The following is a 16,743-nucleotide window of genomic DNA, read 5'->3' as shown; positions in this document are numbered from 1 at the left end:
ACTGTGGGAGGGAATCACCGAACGGTTGATGAACGGTAACGAACCTCGCCCTCCCGTGAATCACATCCGTGCGAATCCTCACGCGCCGCGGAAATCGCGCAGGATTGTGCCGCTTCCGTGGCTGCGCCCCGCCCCCCCGACGGTCAGATCGTTCCGGTCGGCTGCTCCACCAGGGCGAGGAGGGTCCGGCGCAGCCAGCGATGGGCGGGATCGTCGTCGTAGGAGGCGTGCCAGAGCATCGAGATCGCGACATCCTCCAGGGCAACCGGGGCCGGGCTCACGGTGAGGCCCAGCGCCCCGGCGAAGAAGGTCGCGAGTCGGGCGTGCATCGTGGTCAGGACGGGCGCACTGCGCACCAGGAACGGCACCGCGAGGAAGCGCGGCGTCGTCACCGCCAGGGTGCGCCGGCGCCCGAGCCGCGCCAAGGCATCGTCCACGACCCCGTGGGCGGTCTCCTTCAGGCTGGTGAGCACGTGGGGAAAGCGTAGGTAGTCGTCGAGCGAGATCGGCGGCGTCAGGCCGACGAGGTCGGCATTGAACATGCAGAGATAGCTGTCGCGATAGAGCAGGCGCTGCTTGTGGTGGGTCTGCCCCTCAGAGAAGAAGCCGATGCCGAGGTCGACCCGGTCCGCATCGAGCTCCTGCAGGATGCGGATGCGGTCGATGGACCGCAGCAGCAGGCTGATGCCCGGCGCCTCCCGTCGCAGGTGGGCGAGGAGGCGGGGGCCGATCAGCACCTCGGCGCTGTCGGGTAGGCCGATGGTGAAGGTGCGGGTGACCGTACGCGGATCGAACTCGGCATCGCGACGCACCAGCGCTTGGACCTGCCGCAGCAGGGTCCGCACCGGTTCGGCCAGCGCCAGAGCCCGGGGCGTCGGACGCATGCCCTCGGGCGCGCGCGTCAGGAGCTCGTCGGAGAACAGGGTGCGCAGGCGCGCCAGGCTGCTGCTCATCGCCGACTGGCCGATGCCGATGCGGGCGGCCGCCCGGGTCACGCTGCGCTCGGCCAGGAGCGCGTCGAGGGCGACCAGCAGATTGAGGTCGACCCGGGACAGATCGATGTGATCGATGGTCATGATCGGTTCGTTCCGCTCGATCCCTGCAGTACCGCACAGCCTCCTCGCCCCGGACGGGCGGGTGTGCAAGGCCCCCGCCGGATCTTCCGGTCAGGACGGCCCCCGAGACAGCCCGGTGGCTCGCGCGATCCAACCTCCCCGATGACGGTTTTCCGGATGCCTCGGGATTGACCCGTCACGGGCGCGTTTTTCGGCTGGGCCTCGCCGGTGCGCGGCGCCACAATGCCGCTCCCGAAACGACCCGAGTGTTCCCATGCGCCGTACCCTGCCGATCGCCCTGATGGCCCTGATGGCCGGAACCGCCCTCCCCGCGATCGCGCTGGAGGGCCCGATTCCGGCCAAGCCCGGCGAGACGGCCTCCGCCCCCGCCGCTGCGGCCAAGCCCCGCGTCGTCATCGTCGCCACGGGCGGCACCATCGCGGGCGCCGGCGCGGATGCGGCCAACAGCGCCACCTACCAGGCCGCCAAGGTGCCGGTGGACAAGCTCATCGCCGCCGTGCCGGCCATCGCCGGGGTGGCGGACGTGCGCGGCGAGCAGGCGTTCCAGATCGCCTCGGAGAGCTTCACCAACGCGCAGCTCATCGAGCTCGCCAAGAAGGTCTCGGCCCTGGTCAAGCGCGACGACGTCGACGGCGTCGTCGTCACCCACGGCACCGACACCGTGGAGGAGACGGCCTACTTCCTCGACCTCGTGGTGAAGACCGACAAGCCCATCGTGATGGTGGCCTCGATGCGGCCCTCGACCGCGATCTCGGCGGACGGCGCCCTCAACCTCCTCGACGCCGTCACCGTGGCCGGCGCCAAGGATGCCCGCGCCAAGGGCGTGCTGCTGACCATGAACGACGAGATCCAGGCCGGCCGCGACACCACCAAGCGCGTGAACATCAAGCCCTCGGCCTTCTTCAGCCAGTGGGGTCCGCTCGGCATGGTGGTGGAGGGCAAGACCTACTGGTTCCGCGCGCCGGTGAAGCGCCACGGCACCACCTCCGAATTCAATATCGACGGCATCGACAGCCTCCCCGAGGTCGCCATCGTGTACGGCTCGGGCAACATGCACCCCGAAGCCTACACCAGCGCGGTGGCGGGCGGCGCCAAGGCGATCATCCATGCGGGCACCGGCAACGGCTCGGTGGCGGGCTACCTCGTGGACACCCTGAAGGACATCCGTTCCAAGGGCGTGCAGATCATCCGCTCCTCGCGCGTCGGCGACGGCTTCGTCCTGCGCAACGCCGAGCAGCCCGACGACAAGTACGATTGGGTGGTCGCCCACGACCTCAACCCGCAGAAGGCCAAGATCCTCGCCGCCGTCGCCCTGACGAAGACGCAGGACTCGAAGGAGCTGCAGCGGATCTTCTGGGAATACTGACACCTCGGATCGATGGCGGACGCTTCGGGACGTATCCGCCGTCGACCCAAATCTGCCCTTCACGCGAGGATACGGCTCGCCCGCGAACAGACTTCGGAGCAGCATACAGCCCGCGCCGAACCGCAAGATCGGTCGAGCAAGTCATGCCCGTCTGCGCCTAGCTGGTCGCGCCACGAAGGTCGGGACGATGAGTGCGGCGCTCCGAAACTACCACGCCCGGATGCGGAGGGTGCTGGATCACATCGATCGGCACCTGGACGACGATCTGGATCTGGAGACGGTCAGCGCCATCGCGGCTTTCTCGAAGTTCCATTTCCATCGGCAGTTCACGGCGACCTTCGGGATGTCCGTGCACCGCTACGTTCAGCTTGCTCGCATGAAGCGCGCTTCATACCGGTTGGCCTACAGGGATGCCCAAAGCGTCACGGAAGTGGCGATGGATGCCGGCTACGACGCACCAGATGCCTTCGCCCGTGCCTTTCGGCAACGGTTTGGGCAGTCGCCGTCGTCTTTCAGCAAGGCTCCCGACTGGGGATCGTGGCTCGCGGCCTTCGGGCCTCTCGACAACGCGAGGAACACGCTCATGCTGAGAACATTCACGCCCGACGACGTGACGATCCGCGATGTGCCATCGACGCGGGTGGCGATCATGGAGCACCGCGGTGATCCGGCGACGCTCGGGGCTCCCATTCGGCGGTTCATCGAATGGCGGAAGGCCGCCGGCTTGCGCCCCAGCACGAACCCGACCTTCACCGTCTGGCGGTCCGACCGGCGTCCCCTGTCGCCCGCCGACTATGGCGTTGACCTCTGTGTCGGAACCGACCAGCCGATCGCGGCGAACGGGAAGCAAATCAAGGTCGGCGAAATCCCGGGCGGACGCTGTGCGGTGCTGCGGGTCGTTGGCAACACCGACAATCTGGAGCCTCCCGCACTCTATCTCTATCGCGGGTGGCTCCCGGCCAGCGGCGAGGAGGCGCGGGATTTCCCGCTTTACTGCCAGCGCCTCTCGTTCTTCCCGGAGATGCCGGAGCACGAGGCGGTCGCGGAGGTGTTCCTGCCGCTGAAATAACCCTGCGCAAAGGCGACGTGTCTCGCTTCCCCGCCTGAAGCCGACAGGCCACGCTCCACCCCTCCCAGACCTCAGCCGAGGCGCCGGGCCGGCACCATCGGATGCACGTGGGGCGGCCCCCTCACGTCAGCAGGTAGCGCTTCGGCACCAGAGGCGGCGGCGCGGTCTCGCCGAGAGCGTCGAGGACGATGCCATCGACGGTGTGCAGCAGCGCGTCGAGGGGCAGGTCGTTCGGCGCGAGGCCGAAGGGCTCCTCCAACTCGTCGCCCAGGGCATCGAGGCCGAAGAAGGTGTAGGCGACCAGGGCCGTCGCCACCGGCGTCGCCCAGCCGAGGGAGGCCGCGAGGCCGAAGGGCAGCAGCAGGCAGTAAATCCACGCCGTGCGGTAGAGGAGCAGGGTGTAGGCGAAGGGCAGCGGGGTGTTCTGGATGCGCTCGCACACCACCTGGACCTGTGCCAGGGCGGCGATCTTGTGCTCCAGGGCGGCCAACAGCACGTCGGTGAGGACACCCTGACGATAGGCCCCGGCCAGATCGGCGGTGAGCCCGGCCAGCACCGCATCCGCCGCGCTCGGATGCCGGGCCAGCGGCGCGACCTCTGCCTCCGGAAGCCAGGGCGCGGCCGCCGCCTGAGGATCGCCGCCGCGGAGCTGCGCGTGCAGGGCGTGGGCGAAGGCCGAGAGCCGCCGCAGGGTACGTCCGCGCAGGGGCTCGACGGGCTCCCCCGGCAGGAGGGCGGTCACGAGCCGGGCGAGCCCCCGGGTCTCGACCACGAGGCTGCCCCAGGCGCGGCGGCCCTCCCACCAACGGTCGTAGCAGGCGCTGTTTCGGAAGCTCAGGAAGATCGACAGGGCGATCCCGATCAGGGTGAAGGGCCCGACGCCGGCGGTGATCGGGAACGCCTCGGGCCAGCGCCGCTCCACCGCCACCACGACCACCGCCACCAGGGTAATGCCCCCGACCTTGAGGGCGACCTTCGGCAGGATCGAGCCGCGCAGGGTGAACAGGATGTCGAGGAGGCTCGGGCGCGAACGGACGATCATCCCTCCGTCTTCTCAGGCCGCGGCGCGTCCCGCAACCGCGGCGGCCTCGACGGGGGCGAGCCGAACCGCGGACGGCAGGATCAGAGCGACCAGCCGCCATCGACCGAGATCGCGGCGCCGGTGACGAAGGCGCCCAGCTCGGCGCTCATCCACAGGACCGCCTCGGCGATCTCCTCGGGCCGGCCCAGGCGGCCGACCGGCTCCAGGTCGATCGCCTTCTGGATGTCGCCCCCGGTGAACCGGTCCATCATCGGCGTCGCGATGTTGCCCGGCAGGACAGCGTTCACCCGGATGTTGGCGGTGGCGTAGTCGAGGGCGGCCGACTTGGTGAGACCGATGACGGCGTGCTTCGAGGCGGCGTAGCTGGCGCCCCCCGCGACGCCCCGAATGCCGGCGCCGGACGCGGTGTTCACGATCACGCCGCCGCCCTGGCGCAGCATCTGCGCGATCTCGTGCTTCATGCAGACGAAGGTGCCGCGCAGGTTGATGTCGAGGATGCGGTCCCAGTCCGCGAGGGCGATCTCCGCCACCGGTGCCGCGACGTTCTCGACGCCGGCATTGTTGAAGGCGATGTCGAGCCGGCCGAAGGTCGCGACCGTCTCGGTGATCGCCGCCTCCACCTGCTCCGGCCACGCGATGTCGCAGGCGAGGACCAGCCCCTCGCCGCCGACCTCCCGGATCGCCTCCGCGGTCGGCTGCAGCGCGGCCTCGGTCCGATCGAGGATGGCGACGCGGGCCCCTTCCCGGGCGAAGGCGATGGCGGTGGCGCGCCCGATGCCGCTCGCGGCTCCGGTGACGAGGGCGACACGGCCGGTGAATCGATCGGGACGGGACATGGGCGGGACCTCACGGGTTCGGGAAGCGGGACGTCCCGGATTCGCGGAATGTCCCGATGACCGCGTCGCCATCGGCCCCTCGATCCGGAGCGCCCACCGCGATGTAGGCGGGGCGAAAACGAGGCGTGAGCCGGCATCGCCTCATCGGAGCGATGAGTCCCGTTCATCGTGCCCGGCCGATCCGCCGCGACCTAGAAGCCGAGCGGGCGCATCTCGCGGATGAGGGCAATGAGCAGACGCAGGCCCGTCGGCAGCTGACGGCGCCCCGAATAGTAAAGGTAGAAGGCGGCGCCGGACGCAGACCAGTCGCCGAGCACGCACCGGAGCGCGCCCGCCCGGACCAGCGGCGTCACGCAGGGTTCGGGCAGGTAGGCGAGGCCCGCTCCGGCCTGGGCGAGGGCCACCGCGAGGCCGGTACTGTCGAGGGTCAGCGCCCCCGGCACATCGACGGCGATGGCCTCGCCGTGCCGCTCGAACTCCCAATGATAGATGCGGTCGTCGCCGAGCCGGACGCGCAGGCCGCGATGGGCGAGAAGGTCGTGGGGATGCGCCGGCACCCCGAAGCGCTCCAGATAGGCGGGCGCGCCCACCACGACCCAGCGGATGTCGGCGGAGAGGCGCTGCGCGACCATGTCCTCCGGGACCGTGTCGCCGTAGCGGATCCCGGCATCGGCGCCCGCGTCGACCACGTCGAGCAGGCGGTTCGCCACGCGCACATCGATCGCGATGTCCGGGTAGCGGGCGAGGAAGACCGGAAGGACTGGGGCGAGGAGGAGCGCACTTGCGTGCTCCAGCACGTTGAGGCGCACGCGCCCGGCCGGCGCACCGCGATGGCGGTTCAGCGCCTCGACGGCCTGCCCGATCGCCAGGAAGGGCCCATCGAGCGACGCGAAAAAATCCTCGCCGGCGGCGGTGAGGGTAACGCTCCGGTTGGTCCGGTTGAGGAGGCGAACCCCGAGCTGCGTCTCGAGACCCTTCAGGGCATGGCTCAGGGCCGAGGCGCTGACGCCGAGTTCGAGGCCCGCACGCCGGAAACTGCGATGCTTCGCGATCGCCAGGAAGGCCCCGAGGGCCGGCAGGCTGGGACGAGGGGGTGGCACGGACCGGTTGTGCCGGCGCGGAAGCGCCGACGCAAGAACCATGAGCGCGCCTCAACGTGGCGCGACGCCGGCGTCCGGGCCGACGACGCCCTTCGATTCACGCCGCCGAGGCGATCGCCGTGGAGGCGCGGCGCACCTTGCCGGCGCCTTCGAGGAAGGCGTGGGCGTCCTCCTTGCGCTCGAAGACGTGGGGGGCGAGGCCGCGGCGGTTGAGGGCCTCTTCCATCTTCAGGCGCAGGAAGGCGCTGGTCGCGTAGCGCGTGGTGGTGAGATAGTAATTCGCCTGCAGGTATTGGATCATGTGGGCGTAGTCGTCGTAGAGGTTCTCGTTGATGCGGAACCCGTCGTGGTTGACCACCGTGTTGACCCGCTGGCCGGCCTTCTTGCAGGCCCCCACCAGCACCATGCGCAGGTCGTCGAGGTCGCTCTTGGCGCGGGCGTGCCAGCCCTCCAGGTTCACGAACAGGATGTTGCGCTCGGTGTCGTAGCTCACCCGCTCCGGCAGGTTGAGGTTCAAGAGGTCGGCGAGCAGTTCCATCGGCTCGTCGCGGAACAGGCGGGCATCCATCGGCATCGGCTGCTTGATGATCGGCCGGAAGCCCATATGGGGCAGGATGTCCCGCTCGATGTCGATGCCGGGGGCCACCTCGATGAGTTCCAGCCCCTCGTCGGTGAGCTGGAAGACGCAGCGCTCGGTGACGTAGATCACCGGCTGTGAGCGCATCTGCGCATAGTGCCCGCTGAAGGTGATCTGCTCGACCTGCGGCAGGAATTTCTGCGAGCGCCCTTCCGTGACGATCCGGAGCTTGCCGTCCTCGATCACGGTCTCCAGGCCGCCCACCGTGAAGGTGCCGGCGAAGACCACCGAGCGGGCGTTCTGGCTGATGTTGATGAAGCCGCCGCAGCCGTTGAGGCGCCCACCGAACATGCTGGTGTTGACGTTGCCGTGCTGGTCGCACTCGGCGAGGCCGAGGCAGGTCATGTCGAGGCCGCCGCCGTCGTAGAAGTCGAACATCTGGTTCTGGTCGATGACGCAATCGGCGTTCGTTGCCGCGCCGAAGCTCGACCCCGACGCGAGCACGCCGCCGACCGCGCCGGCCTCGGTGGTCAGGGTGATGTAGGGGGTGACCTTCTCCTCGTTGGCCACCGCCGAGATGCCCTCGGGAGCGCCGACGCCGAGGTTGACGACGCCGTTGGGTGGCAGCTCGAAGGCCGCGCGCCGGGCGATGACCTTGCGGGCGTCGAGGGGCATCTTCTTCATGCCGCTCACGGGCACGCGGATCTGGCCGGCCAGCGCCGCATCGTGCTGCACGCCGTAGTTCATGCGGTGCATCTCGGGCTCGGCGAGCACCACGCAATCCACCAGGATGCCGGGCACGCGGACGTCCTTGGGCAGCAGGAAGCCGTCATCGACGATGCGCTCGACCTGCGCGATGACGATGCCGCCGTTGTTGCGCGCCGCCATGGCCTGAGCGAGGCAGTCCAGGGTCAGCGCCTCCTTCTCGAAGGAGATGTTGCCCGACGGATCGGCCGAGGTGCCTCGGATGAAGGCGACGTCGATCTTGGTGGCGGTGTAGAACAGCCACTCTTCGCCATCAACCTCGACCAGTTTGACGATTTCGTCCTGGGTCACGGTGTTGACCCGGGCGCCGCCGTGGCGCGGATCCACGTAGGTGTGCAGGCCCACCTTGGAGAACAGTCCCGGCTGGCCGGCGGCGCAGGCCCGGTAGAGCTGTGAGATCACGCCCTGGGGCAGGTTGTAGCCGAGAATCTTGTCTTCCTGCGCGGCCTTGGCGACCTTCGGCATGCGGCCGAAATTGGCGGCGATGACGCGCTTCAGCAGGCCTTCGTGGTGCAGGCGCCCGGTGCCGAGGCCTTTGCTGTCGCCGGCCCCCGCCGTCATGATCAGGGTCAGGTCACGGGGTGCGCCGGTGTCGACGAAGCGCTTCTCCAGGGCAGCGTGCAGCGCCTCCGGAATGCAGCTCTGGACGAAGCCCGTCGTGGTGACCACGTCGTTGTGCCGGATCAGAGCGATCGCTTCGCCAGCCGTGATGACCTTGTTTTTCTTCATGAACCGGGCCGTCCTCCGCACCCCAGGCCGGCGACGGGCGGCAGGTCAGAGCCTGGAGCGGGCCGCACATGGGGAAGTCTTATTCTGGCGCGACAGCGTAAAGATCCGCAGGAAGCTTCGCAAGGGCACTCCAACTCTCGTTGCAGCGCAATTCTATCTTGGTGCAATGCAAATTTTTCAATCGCGCATCAAATTGAACTAACAGTGCGGCCGCAAAAGATTTTGCGTTCCTGCGGCCGGGATGCACCAAGACGGAACGATGCCTCCGACACGGCCAAGATTATTCAAAATACTCTTGGGATGCGCATCCTTCGGGAGCCCCCTTACGTCAGCAGATAGGTCAGGAGCGCCCGCAACTCGGCCGGCCGCACCGGCTTATGGACGAGTTGCGCCCCGAATTCGGCGACCTGCGCCTCGATCTCCGGAGAGTGGTTGGCGGTGGTGACGATGACCGGCAAACGGGATTCGGCACGGGCCTGAAGGTGGATCGCCACGTCGAGGCCGCAGGCGCCGTTGTCGAGATGGTAGTCGAGGATGAGCAGATCCGGCAGGCTTTTCCCGGCCGCCAGCGACGCCGCCACCCCGGCCAGGTCGCGATGCACGCAGACCTCGGCGTCCCAGGTGCGCAGGAGGCGCTCCAGGGCATCGGCGGTGGGCGGATCGTTCTCCACCACCAGCACCCGCGCGCCGGTGAGCCGGGTCGTCGCGGGGGCGGACGGAACCGCGCGCTCCGGCGGCGTCAGGCTCACCGGGACGGTCAGGGCCATGCGGGTGCCGCGCCCGACCCGGGAGGCGAGATCGAGGGGATGATCGAGGGCCTGCGCCATGCGGCGCACGATGGAGAGGCCGAGGCCGAGGCCCGGCTCGCCCCCCTCCCCCTCGGCACCCCCCCGGAAGAATTCCTCGAAGACCAGGCCCTGCTCCGCCGGCGCGATGCCGCAGCCTGTGTCGAGCACCTCGATGCGGCAGGCGTCCCCGCGGTGGCGGATCGCCACCAGCACGCCGCCCTGCCGGGTGTAGCGGATGGCGTTCGAGACGAGGTTCTGCAGGATGCGCTGGAGCAGCATCGGATCGCTCGCCACAGCGAGGTCGGGCCCGCGCACGGTGAGGCGCAGCCCCTTGCGCTCGGCGAAGGGCCGGAAGCTCGCCGCGATGCCGGCGAGAAGCTCGCCGAGGGCCACCGGCTTGATCGCCGGGCGTACCACACCGGCATCGAGCTTCGAGATGTCGAGGAGGGTCTTGATCAGGTCCTCGATGATCTGGAGCCCGCGCTCGATCTGCCCCGAGATCGCCGCGGCCTCCGGACCGAGCCCGAGGTCGGCCAGGGCCGAGGCCGAGAGCCGGGCCGCGTTGAGCGGCTGCAGGAGGTCGTGACTCGCGGCCGCGAGGAAGCGGGTCTTCGAGCGGTTGGCGTTCTCGGCCTCCTCCTTGGCCGCCACCAGGGCGGCGTTGGAGCGCTCCAGGCGGTGCATCAGCCCGGTCAGCTCCTCTGTGCGGGTGCGGACGCGCCCCTCCAGCATGGTGGCGGTCTGAAACAGGGAATAGGCCCCGCCCTGCTGGTCCATGCTGCGCTCCACATGGGCCATCAGGGCGGCGTTGATGCGCTCCAGCTTGGCGATGCGCCGCAGGTTCGCGTCCTCCTCCGGGGCGGGGGACGCGGCCTCGGGCGGCAGGATCATGGCTCGGCCTCGCCGCGGGCCGGCTCGCCCCGCCCGATGGCGATGCCCGTGAAGGTCTGGTTGAGGTGCATTGACCGGTACTGCTCGCCGTAGGTGTCGAAGCCCACGATGTCGTAGCGCCGGTAGAGGTCGACGATGCCGTGCCGCACCTGCCGGCTCTCGGCATCGAGGCGGCGCAGCACGCACTCGAAGCCGATGACGAGATCGATGCCGCCCAGCGCCGCGTCGAGGCGGGCGAGTTCGGCTTCCGTGGCCGCCACGATGTCGCGCGGGCGCGCCAGGGTGAGCACCACGCCTTCGTCGATGGCGCAGAAGAAGCTGAGCGAGCCGTCCGCGTTCATGCGCCGGATTGATCGGCAGAAATACTCGCCACCGACCTTCACCGCGAGCGGATAGGCGGCAAAGCTCATCGGCGACAGGCGCTCCGGATCGAGCCCCACCGCCATGGCGTATTCGCGCGCCGCCGGTTCCGCATTGAGCTCGTGGACGGTACGCTGCTCGTCGTCGGAGGCGGTGACGACGAACTTGGTCGCGGTCGGCTCGAAATTGTCGCTCTTGAAGATCTGGATCGGGAAATCCGAATCCACGAGGAGCAGCACGGCGGCGCGCTGATGGATTCGGCCGTCATGGAGCAGCACCGTCTCGCGGAAGGTGAGGTCGTCGCCCGCCGAGCCGCCCACGAGGGGTATGCCGTCCAGGGCCCAGGCGATGGCCGAGACCACCGTCTCCTCGGCGTTGGTGAGCCCGTCGATTAGCGAGAGGGCGAAGCAGCGGCCGGATGCCGGATCGGCGCCCGCGCCGTCGAGGCTTCGGCGCAGGGTCCGTACGCTGGAAGCGGTCCGCTCCACGTCGAGGTGGTCGATGGCGTCCAAGAGCGTGGAAACGATGCGGAAGCCCGCCTTCGGGAAGGCGATCACGACGAGGCCGCGATCGAGGCCGCCCGCCGGCGAGATGCCGCCCGACATGGTGCAGCCCGCGATGCCCGCGCCCGGAAAGCGCGCGCTGAGTTCGCGATTCAGGATCTCGACGTCGTAATCGGCCGAGAAGAAGGCCACGATCTGGGCGACGGGACGCGGGCCGATGGCCGCGCCGATCTCCGCGATGGCCCCGTCGGCCGCGGCGGCGTCCGTCCACGCCGTCGTGATGCCGCACAGATGCGTGCGCACCTGCGTCCCCTGTGCCACGTTCCATTCCCCGCCTGCGCGTCGCGTGCCGGACTTGACGCCCGGTTCTCCGCGGTGACACGAGTATGTCGGGCGGCCGGCTCCCGCGCAATGCGGCACCGAACAGCTCGGGAACAGGGGCGCACGCACCGGGCGGAACGGGCATGCATCTCCTCATCGTTGACGATCACCCGCTCTTTCGCGACGCGCTCGCCAGCGCGGTGGGGCTCGCCTACCCGGACGCGACGCTGCACGAGGCCGACGGCATCGCCAGCGCCTGTGCCGTGCTGGCGGCGCAGGCCGCCATCGAGATCATTCTCCTCGACCTGTCGATGCAGGGCGTGACCGGCTTCGAAGGCCTGCTGGCGATCCGGGCGCAGGCGCCGCGGGTCCCGATCCTAGTCGTCTCCGGACTGGAGGATCCGCGGATCATCCGGGAGGCGCTGGATCACGGCGCCGCCGGCTTCGTGCCCAAGGCGGTCGACAAGGCGACGCTGACACGGGCCATCGCCGACGTTCTTGCCGGAGGACTCTGGGTACCGGCGAGCCTGCCGAACGCGACCCTGCCCCCGTCATCCGCCCGCAAGGCGCCGATCGCCGAGCGGGTCGCGAGCCTCACGCCGCAGCAGGTGCGGGTGCTGGCGATGATCCGCCAGGGCAAGCTCAACAAGCAGATCGCGCACGAGCTCCAGGTCGGGGATTCCACCGTAAAGGCCCATGTCTCCGAGATCCTGCGCAAGCTCGACGTCATCAGCCGCACGCAGATCGTGATCGAGACGGCGCTCCTCGACTTCGACCGGATCCTGGCGGCGCCCGAGAGCTGACCGGCCCGGCGAGCCCTCGAGCGGCGGGTCCCTTCAGGCCGTGGGAACCTTGGAGCCGCCGTAATGGCCGTCGACGCGCCCGCCGAAGGCCGGGTCGGCGAAGGGATCCTCGCCGGGGCCGTGGGTCGGCGCCCCCGCCAGGGTGTCGCGGTCGATGTCCACGATGTAGCCGCCGAGATCGACGCTGTAGGTCAGCGCCCGCCAGGGCACGGGATGGTAGCTCTCGCCGAGCCCGAGGAAGCCGCCGAAGGAGATGACGGCGTAGGCGACCTGGCCCGAGACCTTGTCGACCATGAAGTTGTAGACGGTCCCGATCGACTCGCCCTCACGGCTGTAGGCGGCGGTGCCCTCGACCTTGTTCGACGCGATCAGGCGCCGGGTCTCGTCGATCGCGACGCCCTCGGCCGAGGGGTCGAGCTCCATCGAGCCGGTCGGGCGGATGCTGCGCTCGTTCGGGAGGTCCGTCGGCATGCGCATTCCTCTTGCAGAGTGGATTCGGGCGGCGGGGGCACGGGATGCCGCGCTCGACCGGACAAGCCGCCACCCGCGCGGGGGTTCCGGATTCAGGCCCGCTCGTCCACCGGCACGCCGGTCTCCTCGGCCACCTCGATTTGGCGCACGGCCACCCGTTGACGCATCCCACGGCTCGCCAGCAGCATCTCGAACCCGAAGACCATCAGGGCGCTCAGGGTGCAGAGGATGGCGAGGCCGAACAGCACGAACAGGATGTCGGCGACGGTGGCGTCCCGCAAGGCCCCGACGAACAGCGTGAGGACCGCCCCGCAGGTGGCGACCCCGCCCAGCGCCCCGAGGATCACGGCGGCGTCGAGGGCGAGGGAGCGCCGGCGGAGCGCGTTCATGCGCCGCGCCAGGCGGACCTGGTCGAGGCCGGAGGCGCCGTCGATCGCCTGCGAGATGCGCTCCGCCTGATCGGCCACCCGGGCGAGGCGGGTGCCGAAGACGTTGAGGAGCGTCGCGATGCCCGAGAGGAGGAAGACGGGCGTCAGGGCGATCTGGATGATGTGAGCCGTGCTGTCGAGGGACGAGGCGACGGAGTTGTCGAACATGAAGGGGTGATCGCGACCGGGACGGAACCCTGGCGCAACGTTCGAGGACGCGGGCGGTTCGGGGCCGCCGGTCAGATCAGACCGGCATCGGCACGGCCGCCGGGACCGGTCTGGGCCTCGATGGAGACCAGCGTGCCGAGTCCGATGATGAGTGCGACGGCGGCACCCAGCGAAAGCGTGAAGACAAGGAGGATCATGCCCCCGGTTTCGTCGATCGCCCTTAAGGTTCGCTGATGCCCCGGCCGCCGCTCCGTCCCGAAATCGGACGCAGCGGGCTCGATCCGGGTCCAGATTCCGAGGATCCCGTCGCGCCCGGGAGTCCGATCAATTCTTCAAGGCGGTCGGAAATTCTTGCGCCCACGCCCGCACCTCTGGGCCGAGGCGCGGGCCCGGGCCGGAATCGCTCCCCCACACGACGTCTAAGCCGGGCTGGGGCCGGGAGTGGGTGCCGGAGCACGGGCTGGCACCGTGCCACCGAAAATCCCCCAACCAACTGTAACTCTAGAGCTTTCCGCGCAGCTCTACGAGCCGCCAAGCCGTTGGCTCCCTTCGCCTTCATGCCAAAGTACAGGTCGATGACGATGAAGTTCTCGTCCAAGTCGAGGCCATCTCACTTCGCCCTGGGGCGGCCTCGACCGGAGACGAGCCTCCGCGCCTGTGGATGACGAGCGCGCCGAGGGCGGTTTTCCCTTGGAACGCTCGCGGCACCGCTTAGTTGTTGCAGCTATGCGCTGCGAGGCCACCGGCCGTGGGCGTACCGGCGCTCACCGTCGACATCCGGAGGAACACCCCATGGCAAAGAGCACCACCAAAACCGCCGAGAAGGCCGCCCCCAAGGCTGCCCCGAAGGACGCCGAGAAGCCCGCCGCCAAGGGCAAGAAGGTCGCCGCGCCGAAGGGTGATGGCGCCAAGCCGAACGCCCTGCAGCAGCCGCTGAAGCCGTCCTCCGAGCTCGCCGCCGTCGTTGGCGACGCCGCCCTGCCCCGTGGCGAGGTGGTCAGCAAGGTCTGGGAATACATCAAGAAGCACAACCTGCAGAATCCCGAGAACAAGCGCGAGATCCTCGCCGACGACAAGCTGAAGAAGGTCTTCGGCAAGGACAAGTGCACCATGTTCGAGATGAACAAGCACTTGGCCGCGCACCTCAAGTCGGCCTGAGCCCAGCCGTTTGAAGCAACACCCCGGATCGGCGTCGGGGAGGGGCTGCCCCCTCCCTTGGCCGACCGGTTTTCGTGGCCCGAGGGCGACCTGATCAGCCCCGCGTGCCCGACCGGCGCGTCCGCCGCTCGACCTTGCGGGTCGCCGTCTCCCGAAGATGGTGCTCGATCGCCCCGTTGGCGCGTGCCCGCATCGTGCGCATGGCCTCGGCATCGTCGAAGGTCTCGGGAAAGCGCCGGGACAGCCAGAGATAGGCGCTGGCGAGCTTCACCGTCCGCTCCTGGTAGTCCAGTTCGCCCGCGAGGTTCGCCCGGAGAGCGGGCACCGTCGTGCCCGCCGCGCGGGCTTGGGTCCAGCGCTCCAGCAGGCCGAGGGAGACCGGGTCGCGCCGGTCCACCGGGCAGACCGAGAACGCGAACTTATCGGCGATGGACAACCGCGCCTTGTCCACCACGCGGGCGATCTCCAGGATCTCCTCCAGGGCGGAAGGCTGGAACGGCGAGCCCGCGTAGAAGGTGGCGCGGGCGAAATGCGCCAGTACCTCGCGCAGGCTGTCGGTGTGCATCTCCTCGGCCACGGAATTGATCGCGATGAGGTCGGGGCGCACGTAGAAGCGCGTGTCGGCGGCCGGCGCCGTGGGGGCCCCGGCCAGCGCCGCCCGGATCGGCTCCAGCCCGGTTTCGTCAACGGCGGCGACGTAACCCTCGTCCTGATGCCCGAACCGGCCCGCGCGGCCGGCGATCTGGCGAATCTCCGAATTGGTCAATCCCCGCTCGCCGACCCCGTCCCACTTGCGCACCGCCGAGAAGACGATCCGCTTCAGCGGACCGAGGTTGAGGCCCATGCCGATGGCATCGGTGGTGACGAGGACGTCGGCCTCGCCGGTCCGGAAGCGCGCGGCCTCCGCGCGCCGCACCTCGGGCGAGAGTGCTCCGTAGATCGTCGCCACCCGGTGCCCGGCCGCCACCAGGATCTCGCGGTTCTCGTGGACGGCCCGGCGCGAGAAGGCCACCACCGCGTCGCCCGGCATCACCTTCTCAAGGGGAACGGGCGTCTCCTGCAGCACCAGCGGCGTCTTGCGCACGAAGGCGATCACTTCGAGGGACTCGTTGGCGGCCTCCGCGGCGCGGCGCACGGCGGCCAGCGCATCGTCGGAGCCGCAGACCACCACGGTGCGGGCTGCGACCCCGAACAGGGCGTTGGTCCAGGCCCAGCCCCGATCGGGATCGGCGATCATCTGGATCTCGTCGATCACCGCGACGTCGACGGGCCGCGTGAGGTCGGCGGTCTCGATGGTGCGGGCGGTGTGGGTCGGGTTGAGGTCGCCCAGCGTCTCCTCGCCCGTTACCATGCCGGCACGCAGGCCGCGCTCGGCCAGGGCCTCGTAGTTCTCCAGCGCGAGGAGACGCAGGGGCGCGAGGTAGGTGCCGGTCTCAGCCGCCCGCAGCATCTCCAGGGCCGCGTAGGTCTTGCCGGAATTGGTCGGCCCCATGTGGAAGATGATGCGCCGGCCGAGGCGCCGGGCCGCGGTGAACTTCTCGATATAGGCGCCGAAGCCGACCTGGTCGCGCAGGCGGCGCAGGCGGGAATCCTCCCGTGCCACGGTGCGGGCGCGGGCGCGCACGCCCTTCAGGGTGTCGGTGAGCGATTGGTTCAGGTTCGGCGAGAGGAGGAAGGCGCGCGAACGCAGCGAACGGTCGAGGTGGTCGATATAGGTGGCGGCATCGGCGCCGACCTCGTGCAGGTCCTCGGCGACCTGCTCGCGCAGGCGCTCCACGGCGCGGCGCAGGGACTTCGCAGTCCGCAGCCCGGCCTCGGCGACGGCGGCACGCAGTTCCTCGAGGCGCCAGCTCGGATCGTTGCGATGGGCCATGCCGGAGAGGATGCCGGCGACACCCGTCTCCGGCTTCGCGTCGATCCGCAGGTCGAGGCGCCCGCCATCGAGGACGGGGATCAAGGTCCGGATGGTCCAGGCGATGCTGCCGTCCTGCATCACCGCGGCGCGCAGGCTGGGGATCGCCTTCCTCACGGCCGCAACTCCGCCCTCCGCGAAGGTGCGCCGCGCCTTCAGCTCCCGAAGGGCCTTGGCGACCACCGCGTCGTCGACGAGACCGCCATAGTCCGGCAGGCCGAGATGCAGCCGGAGGGCCTCCACCTCGACGCTCCGGGGCGGCAGGCCGAGGCGGACCGCCGCCTCCAGCAGGATCTCGTTGGTCGGTCGCGCACGCTTGCGGGCCATGGGCCTCTCGTCGGGGAGTCTCGATCCGCCGCGGACGGACGACCGGGCGGCGT

General features: G+C 69.6%; 15 protein-coding genes. 4 read left to right on the top strand and 11 right to left on the bottom strand.

Going from position 1 to position 16,743, the window contains the following annotated elements:
• Nucleotides 1-143 precede the first annotated feature (143 nt).
• Complete coding sequence (locus tag AC6EUL_RS14595; RefSeq protein ID WP_056216016.1) at nt 144-1,076, bottom strand: LysR family transcriptional regulator; 933 nt, start codon at nt 1,074-1,076, stop codon at nt 144-146.
• 253 nt (nt 1,077-1,329) lie between these two features.
• On the opposite strand from AC6EUL_RS14595, the gene AC6EUL_RS14590 reads away from it, so the two are divergent.
• Entirely contained in the window at nt 1,330-2,442 is a 1,113-nt protein-coding gene (locus AC6EUL_RS14590; protein WP_156649818.1) for an asparaginase, read from the top strand.
• A 187-nt stretch (nt 2,443-2,629) separates the two neighbouring features.
• Nucleotides 2,630-3,511: an AraC family transcriptional regulator gene (locus tag AC6EUL_RS14585; RefSeq protein WP_499870887.1), complete on the top strand. Its 882-nt coding sequence runs from the start codon at nt 2,630-2,632 to the stop codon at nt 3,509-3,511.
• Nucleotides 3,512-3,632: 121 nt separating this feature from the next.
• Here the strand turns inward: AC6EUL_RS14585 and AC6EUL_RS14580 are convergent, their stop codons facing one another.
• The 6 genes from AC6EUL_RS14580 to AC6EUL_RS14555 form a co-directional block, all read right to left on the bottom strand.
• Nucleotides 3,633-4,553: a bestrophin family protein gene (locus AC6EUL_RS14580; protein ID WP_499870885.1), complete on the bottom strand. Its 921-nt coding sequence runs from the start codon at nt 4,551-4,553 to the stop codon at nt 3,633-3,635.
• An 80-nt stretch (nt 4,554-4,633) separates the two neighbouring features.
• Nucleotides 4,634-5,389 carry a glucose 1-dehydrogenase gene (locus tag AC6EUL_RS14575; RefSeq protein WP_056352272.1) on the bottom strand — a complete coding sequence of 252 codons (756 nt, stop codon included), beginning with the start codon at nt 5,387-5,389 and terminating at the stop codon, nt 4,634-4,636.
• A gap of 191 nt (nt 5,390-5,580) precedes the next feature.
• A complete protein-coding gene (locus AC6EUL_RS14570; protein ID WP_499870883.1) occupies nt 5,581-6,531 on the bottom strand; it encodes a LysR family transcriptional regulator in 951 nt (316 codons plus the stop codon).
• Between the two features lie 55 nt (nt 6,532-6,586).
• On the bottom strand, nt 6,587-8,560 hold the full coding sequence (locus AC6EUL_RS14565; RefSeq protein ID WP_056216025.1) for an acyl CoA:acetate/3-ketoacid CoA transferase: 1,974 nt from the start codon (nt 8,558-8,560) through the stop codon (nt 6,587-6,589).
• 323 nt (nt 8,561-8,883) lie between these two features.
• Nucleotides 8,884-10,239 (bottom strand): ATP-binding response regulator, encoded by a 1,356-nt coding sequence (locus tag AC6EUL_RS14560; protein WP_499870880.1) that lies wholly within the window; start codon nt 10,237-10,239, stop codon nt 8,884-8,886.
• A complete protein-coding gene (locus AC6EUL_RS14555) occupies nt 10,236-11,423 on the bottom strand; it encodes an FIST N-terminal domain-containing protein (RefSeq protein WP_056216030.1) in 1,188 nt (395 codons plus the stop codon). The genes AC6EUL_RS14560 and AC6EUL_RS14555 overlap by 4 nt, the downstream gene beginning before the upstream one ends.
• Nucleotides 11,424-11,566: 143 nt before the next feature.
• Between AC6EUL_RS14555 and AC6EUL_RS14550 the strand changes: the two genes are divergently transcribed.
• A complete protein-coding gene (locus AC6EUL_RS14550; protein ID WP_082487530.1) occupies nt 11,567-12,226 on the top strand; it encodes a response regulator in 660 nt (219 codons plus the stop codon).
• Nucleotides 12,227-12,259: 33 nt separating this feature from the next.
• Here the strand turns inward: AC6EUL_RS14550 and AC6EUL_RS14545 are convergent, their stop codons facing one another.
• From AC6EUL_RS14545 to AC6EUL_RS14535, 3 genes are all read right to left on the bottom strand, one after another.
• Complete coding sequence (locus AC6EUL_RS14545) at nt 12,260-12,697, bottom strand: PRC-barrel domain-containing protein (RefSeq protein ID WP_056277137.1); 438 nt, start codon at nt 12,695-12,697, stop codon at nt 12,260-12,262.
• 92 nt (nt 12,698-12,789) lie between these two features.
• Nucleotides 12,790-13,293, bottom strand: coding sequence for a DUF2721 domain-containing protein (locus AC6EUL_RS14540; protein WP_056491107.1), 504 nt, complete (start codon nt 13,291-13,293; stop codon nt 12,790-12,792).
• Nucleotides 13,294-13,364: 71 nt separating this feature from the next.
• On the bottom strand, nt 13,365-13,490 hold the full coding sequence (locus AC6EUL_RS14535; protein WP_499870876.1) for a hypothetical protein: 126 nt from the start codon (nt 13,488-13,490) through the stop codon (nt 13,365-13,367).
• A gap of 595 nt (nt 13,491-14,085) precedes the next feature.
• Here AC6EUL_RS14535 and AC6EUL_RS14530 point away from each other — a divergent pair.
• The gene (locus tag AC6EUL_RS14530) at nt 14,086-14,451 is read left to right on the top strand and encodes an SWIB/MDM2 domain-containing protein (RefSeq protein WP_055947098.1); all 366 of its coding nucleotides are present in this window, start codon (nt 14,086-14,088) and stop codon (nt 14,449-14,451) included.
• A gap of 94 nt (nt 14,452-14,545) precedes the next feature.
• Here the strand turns inward: AC6EUL_RS14530 and AC6EUL_RS14525 are convergent, their stop codons facing one another.
• Nucleotides 14,546-16,690 carry a helicase-related protein gene (locus tag AC6EUL_RS14525; RefSeq protein ID WP_499870873.1) on the bottom strand — a complete coding sequence of 715 codons (2,145 nt, stop codon included), beginning with the start codon at nt 16,688-16,690 and terminating at the stop codon, nt 14,546-14,548.
• Between the last annotated feature and the right edge of the window lie 53 nt (nt 16,691-16,743).

The organism is Methylobacterium sp. 001424705 (genome assembly GCF_059816145.1).
Note: the sequence above shows the minus strand (reverse complement) of the source record. Positions and strands in the feature narration are given on the sequence as shown.

Bases quoted from the DNA above. Each gene is read 5' to 3' on its own strand.
- AC6EUL_RS14595 (WP_056216016.1), bottom strand. From the start codon at position 1,076: ATGACCATCGATCACATCGATCTGTCCCGGGTCGACCTCAATCTGCTG.
- AC6EUL_RS14590 (WP_156649818.1), top strand. From the start codon at position 1,330: ATGCGCCGTACCCTGCCGATCGCCCTGATGGCCCTGATGGCCGGAACC.
- AC6EUL_RS14585 (WP_499870887.1), top strand. From the start codon at position 2,630: ATGAGTGCGGCGCTCCGAAACTACCACGCCCGGATGCGGAGGGTGCTG.
- AC6EUL_RS14580 (WP_499870885.1), bottom strand. From the start codon at position 4,553: ATGATCGTCCGTTCGCGCCCGAGCCTCCTCGACATCCTGTTCACCCTG.
- AC6EUL_RS14575 (WP_056352272.1), bottom strand. From the start codon at position 5,389: ATGTCCCGTCCCGATCGATTCACCGGCCGTGTCGCCCTCGTCACCGGA.
- AC6EUL_RS14570 (WP_499870883.1), bottom strand. From the start codon at position 6,531: ATGGTTCTTGCGTCGGCGCTTCCGCGCCGGCACAACCGGTCCGTGCCA.
- AC6EUL_RS14565 (WP_056216025.1), bottom strand. From the start codon at position 8,560: ATGAAGAAAAACAAGGTCATCACGGCTGGCGAAGCGATCGCTCTGATC.
- AC6EUL_RS14560 (WP_499870880.1), bottom strand. From the start codon at position 10,239: ATGATCCTGCCGCCCGAGGCCGCGTCCCCCGCCCCGGAGGAGGACGCG.
- AC6EUL_RS14550 (WP_082487530.1), top strand. From the start codon at position 11,567: ATGCATCTCCTCATCGTTGACGATCACCCGCTCTTTCGCGACGCGCTC.
- AC6EUL_RS14545 (WP_056277137.1), bottom strand. From the start codon at position 12,697: ATGCCGACGGACCTCCCGAACGAGCGCAGCATCCGCCCGACCGGCTCG.
- AC6EUL_RS14540 (WP_056491107.1), bottom strand. From the start codon at position 13,293: ATGTTCGACAACTCCGTCGCCTCGTCCCTCGACAGCACGGCTCACATC.
- AC6EUL_RS14535 (WP_499870876.1), bottom strand. From the start codon at position 13,490: ATGATCCTCCTTGTCTTCACGCTTTCGCTGGGTGCCGCCGTCGCACTC.
- AC6EUL_RS14530 (WP_055947098.1), top strand. From the start codon at position 14,086: ATGGCAAAGAGCACCACCAAAACCGCCGAGAAGGCCGCCCCCAAGGCT.
- AC6EUL_RS14525 (WP_499870873.1), bottom strand. From the start codon at position 16,690: ATGGCCCGCAAGCGTGCGCGACCGACCAACGAGATCCTGCTGGAGGCG.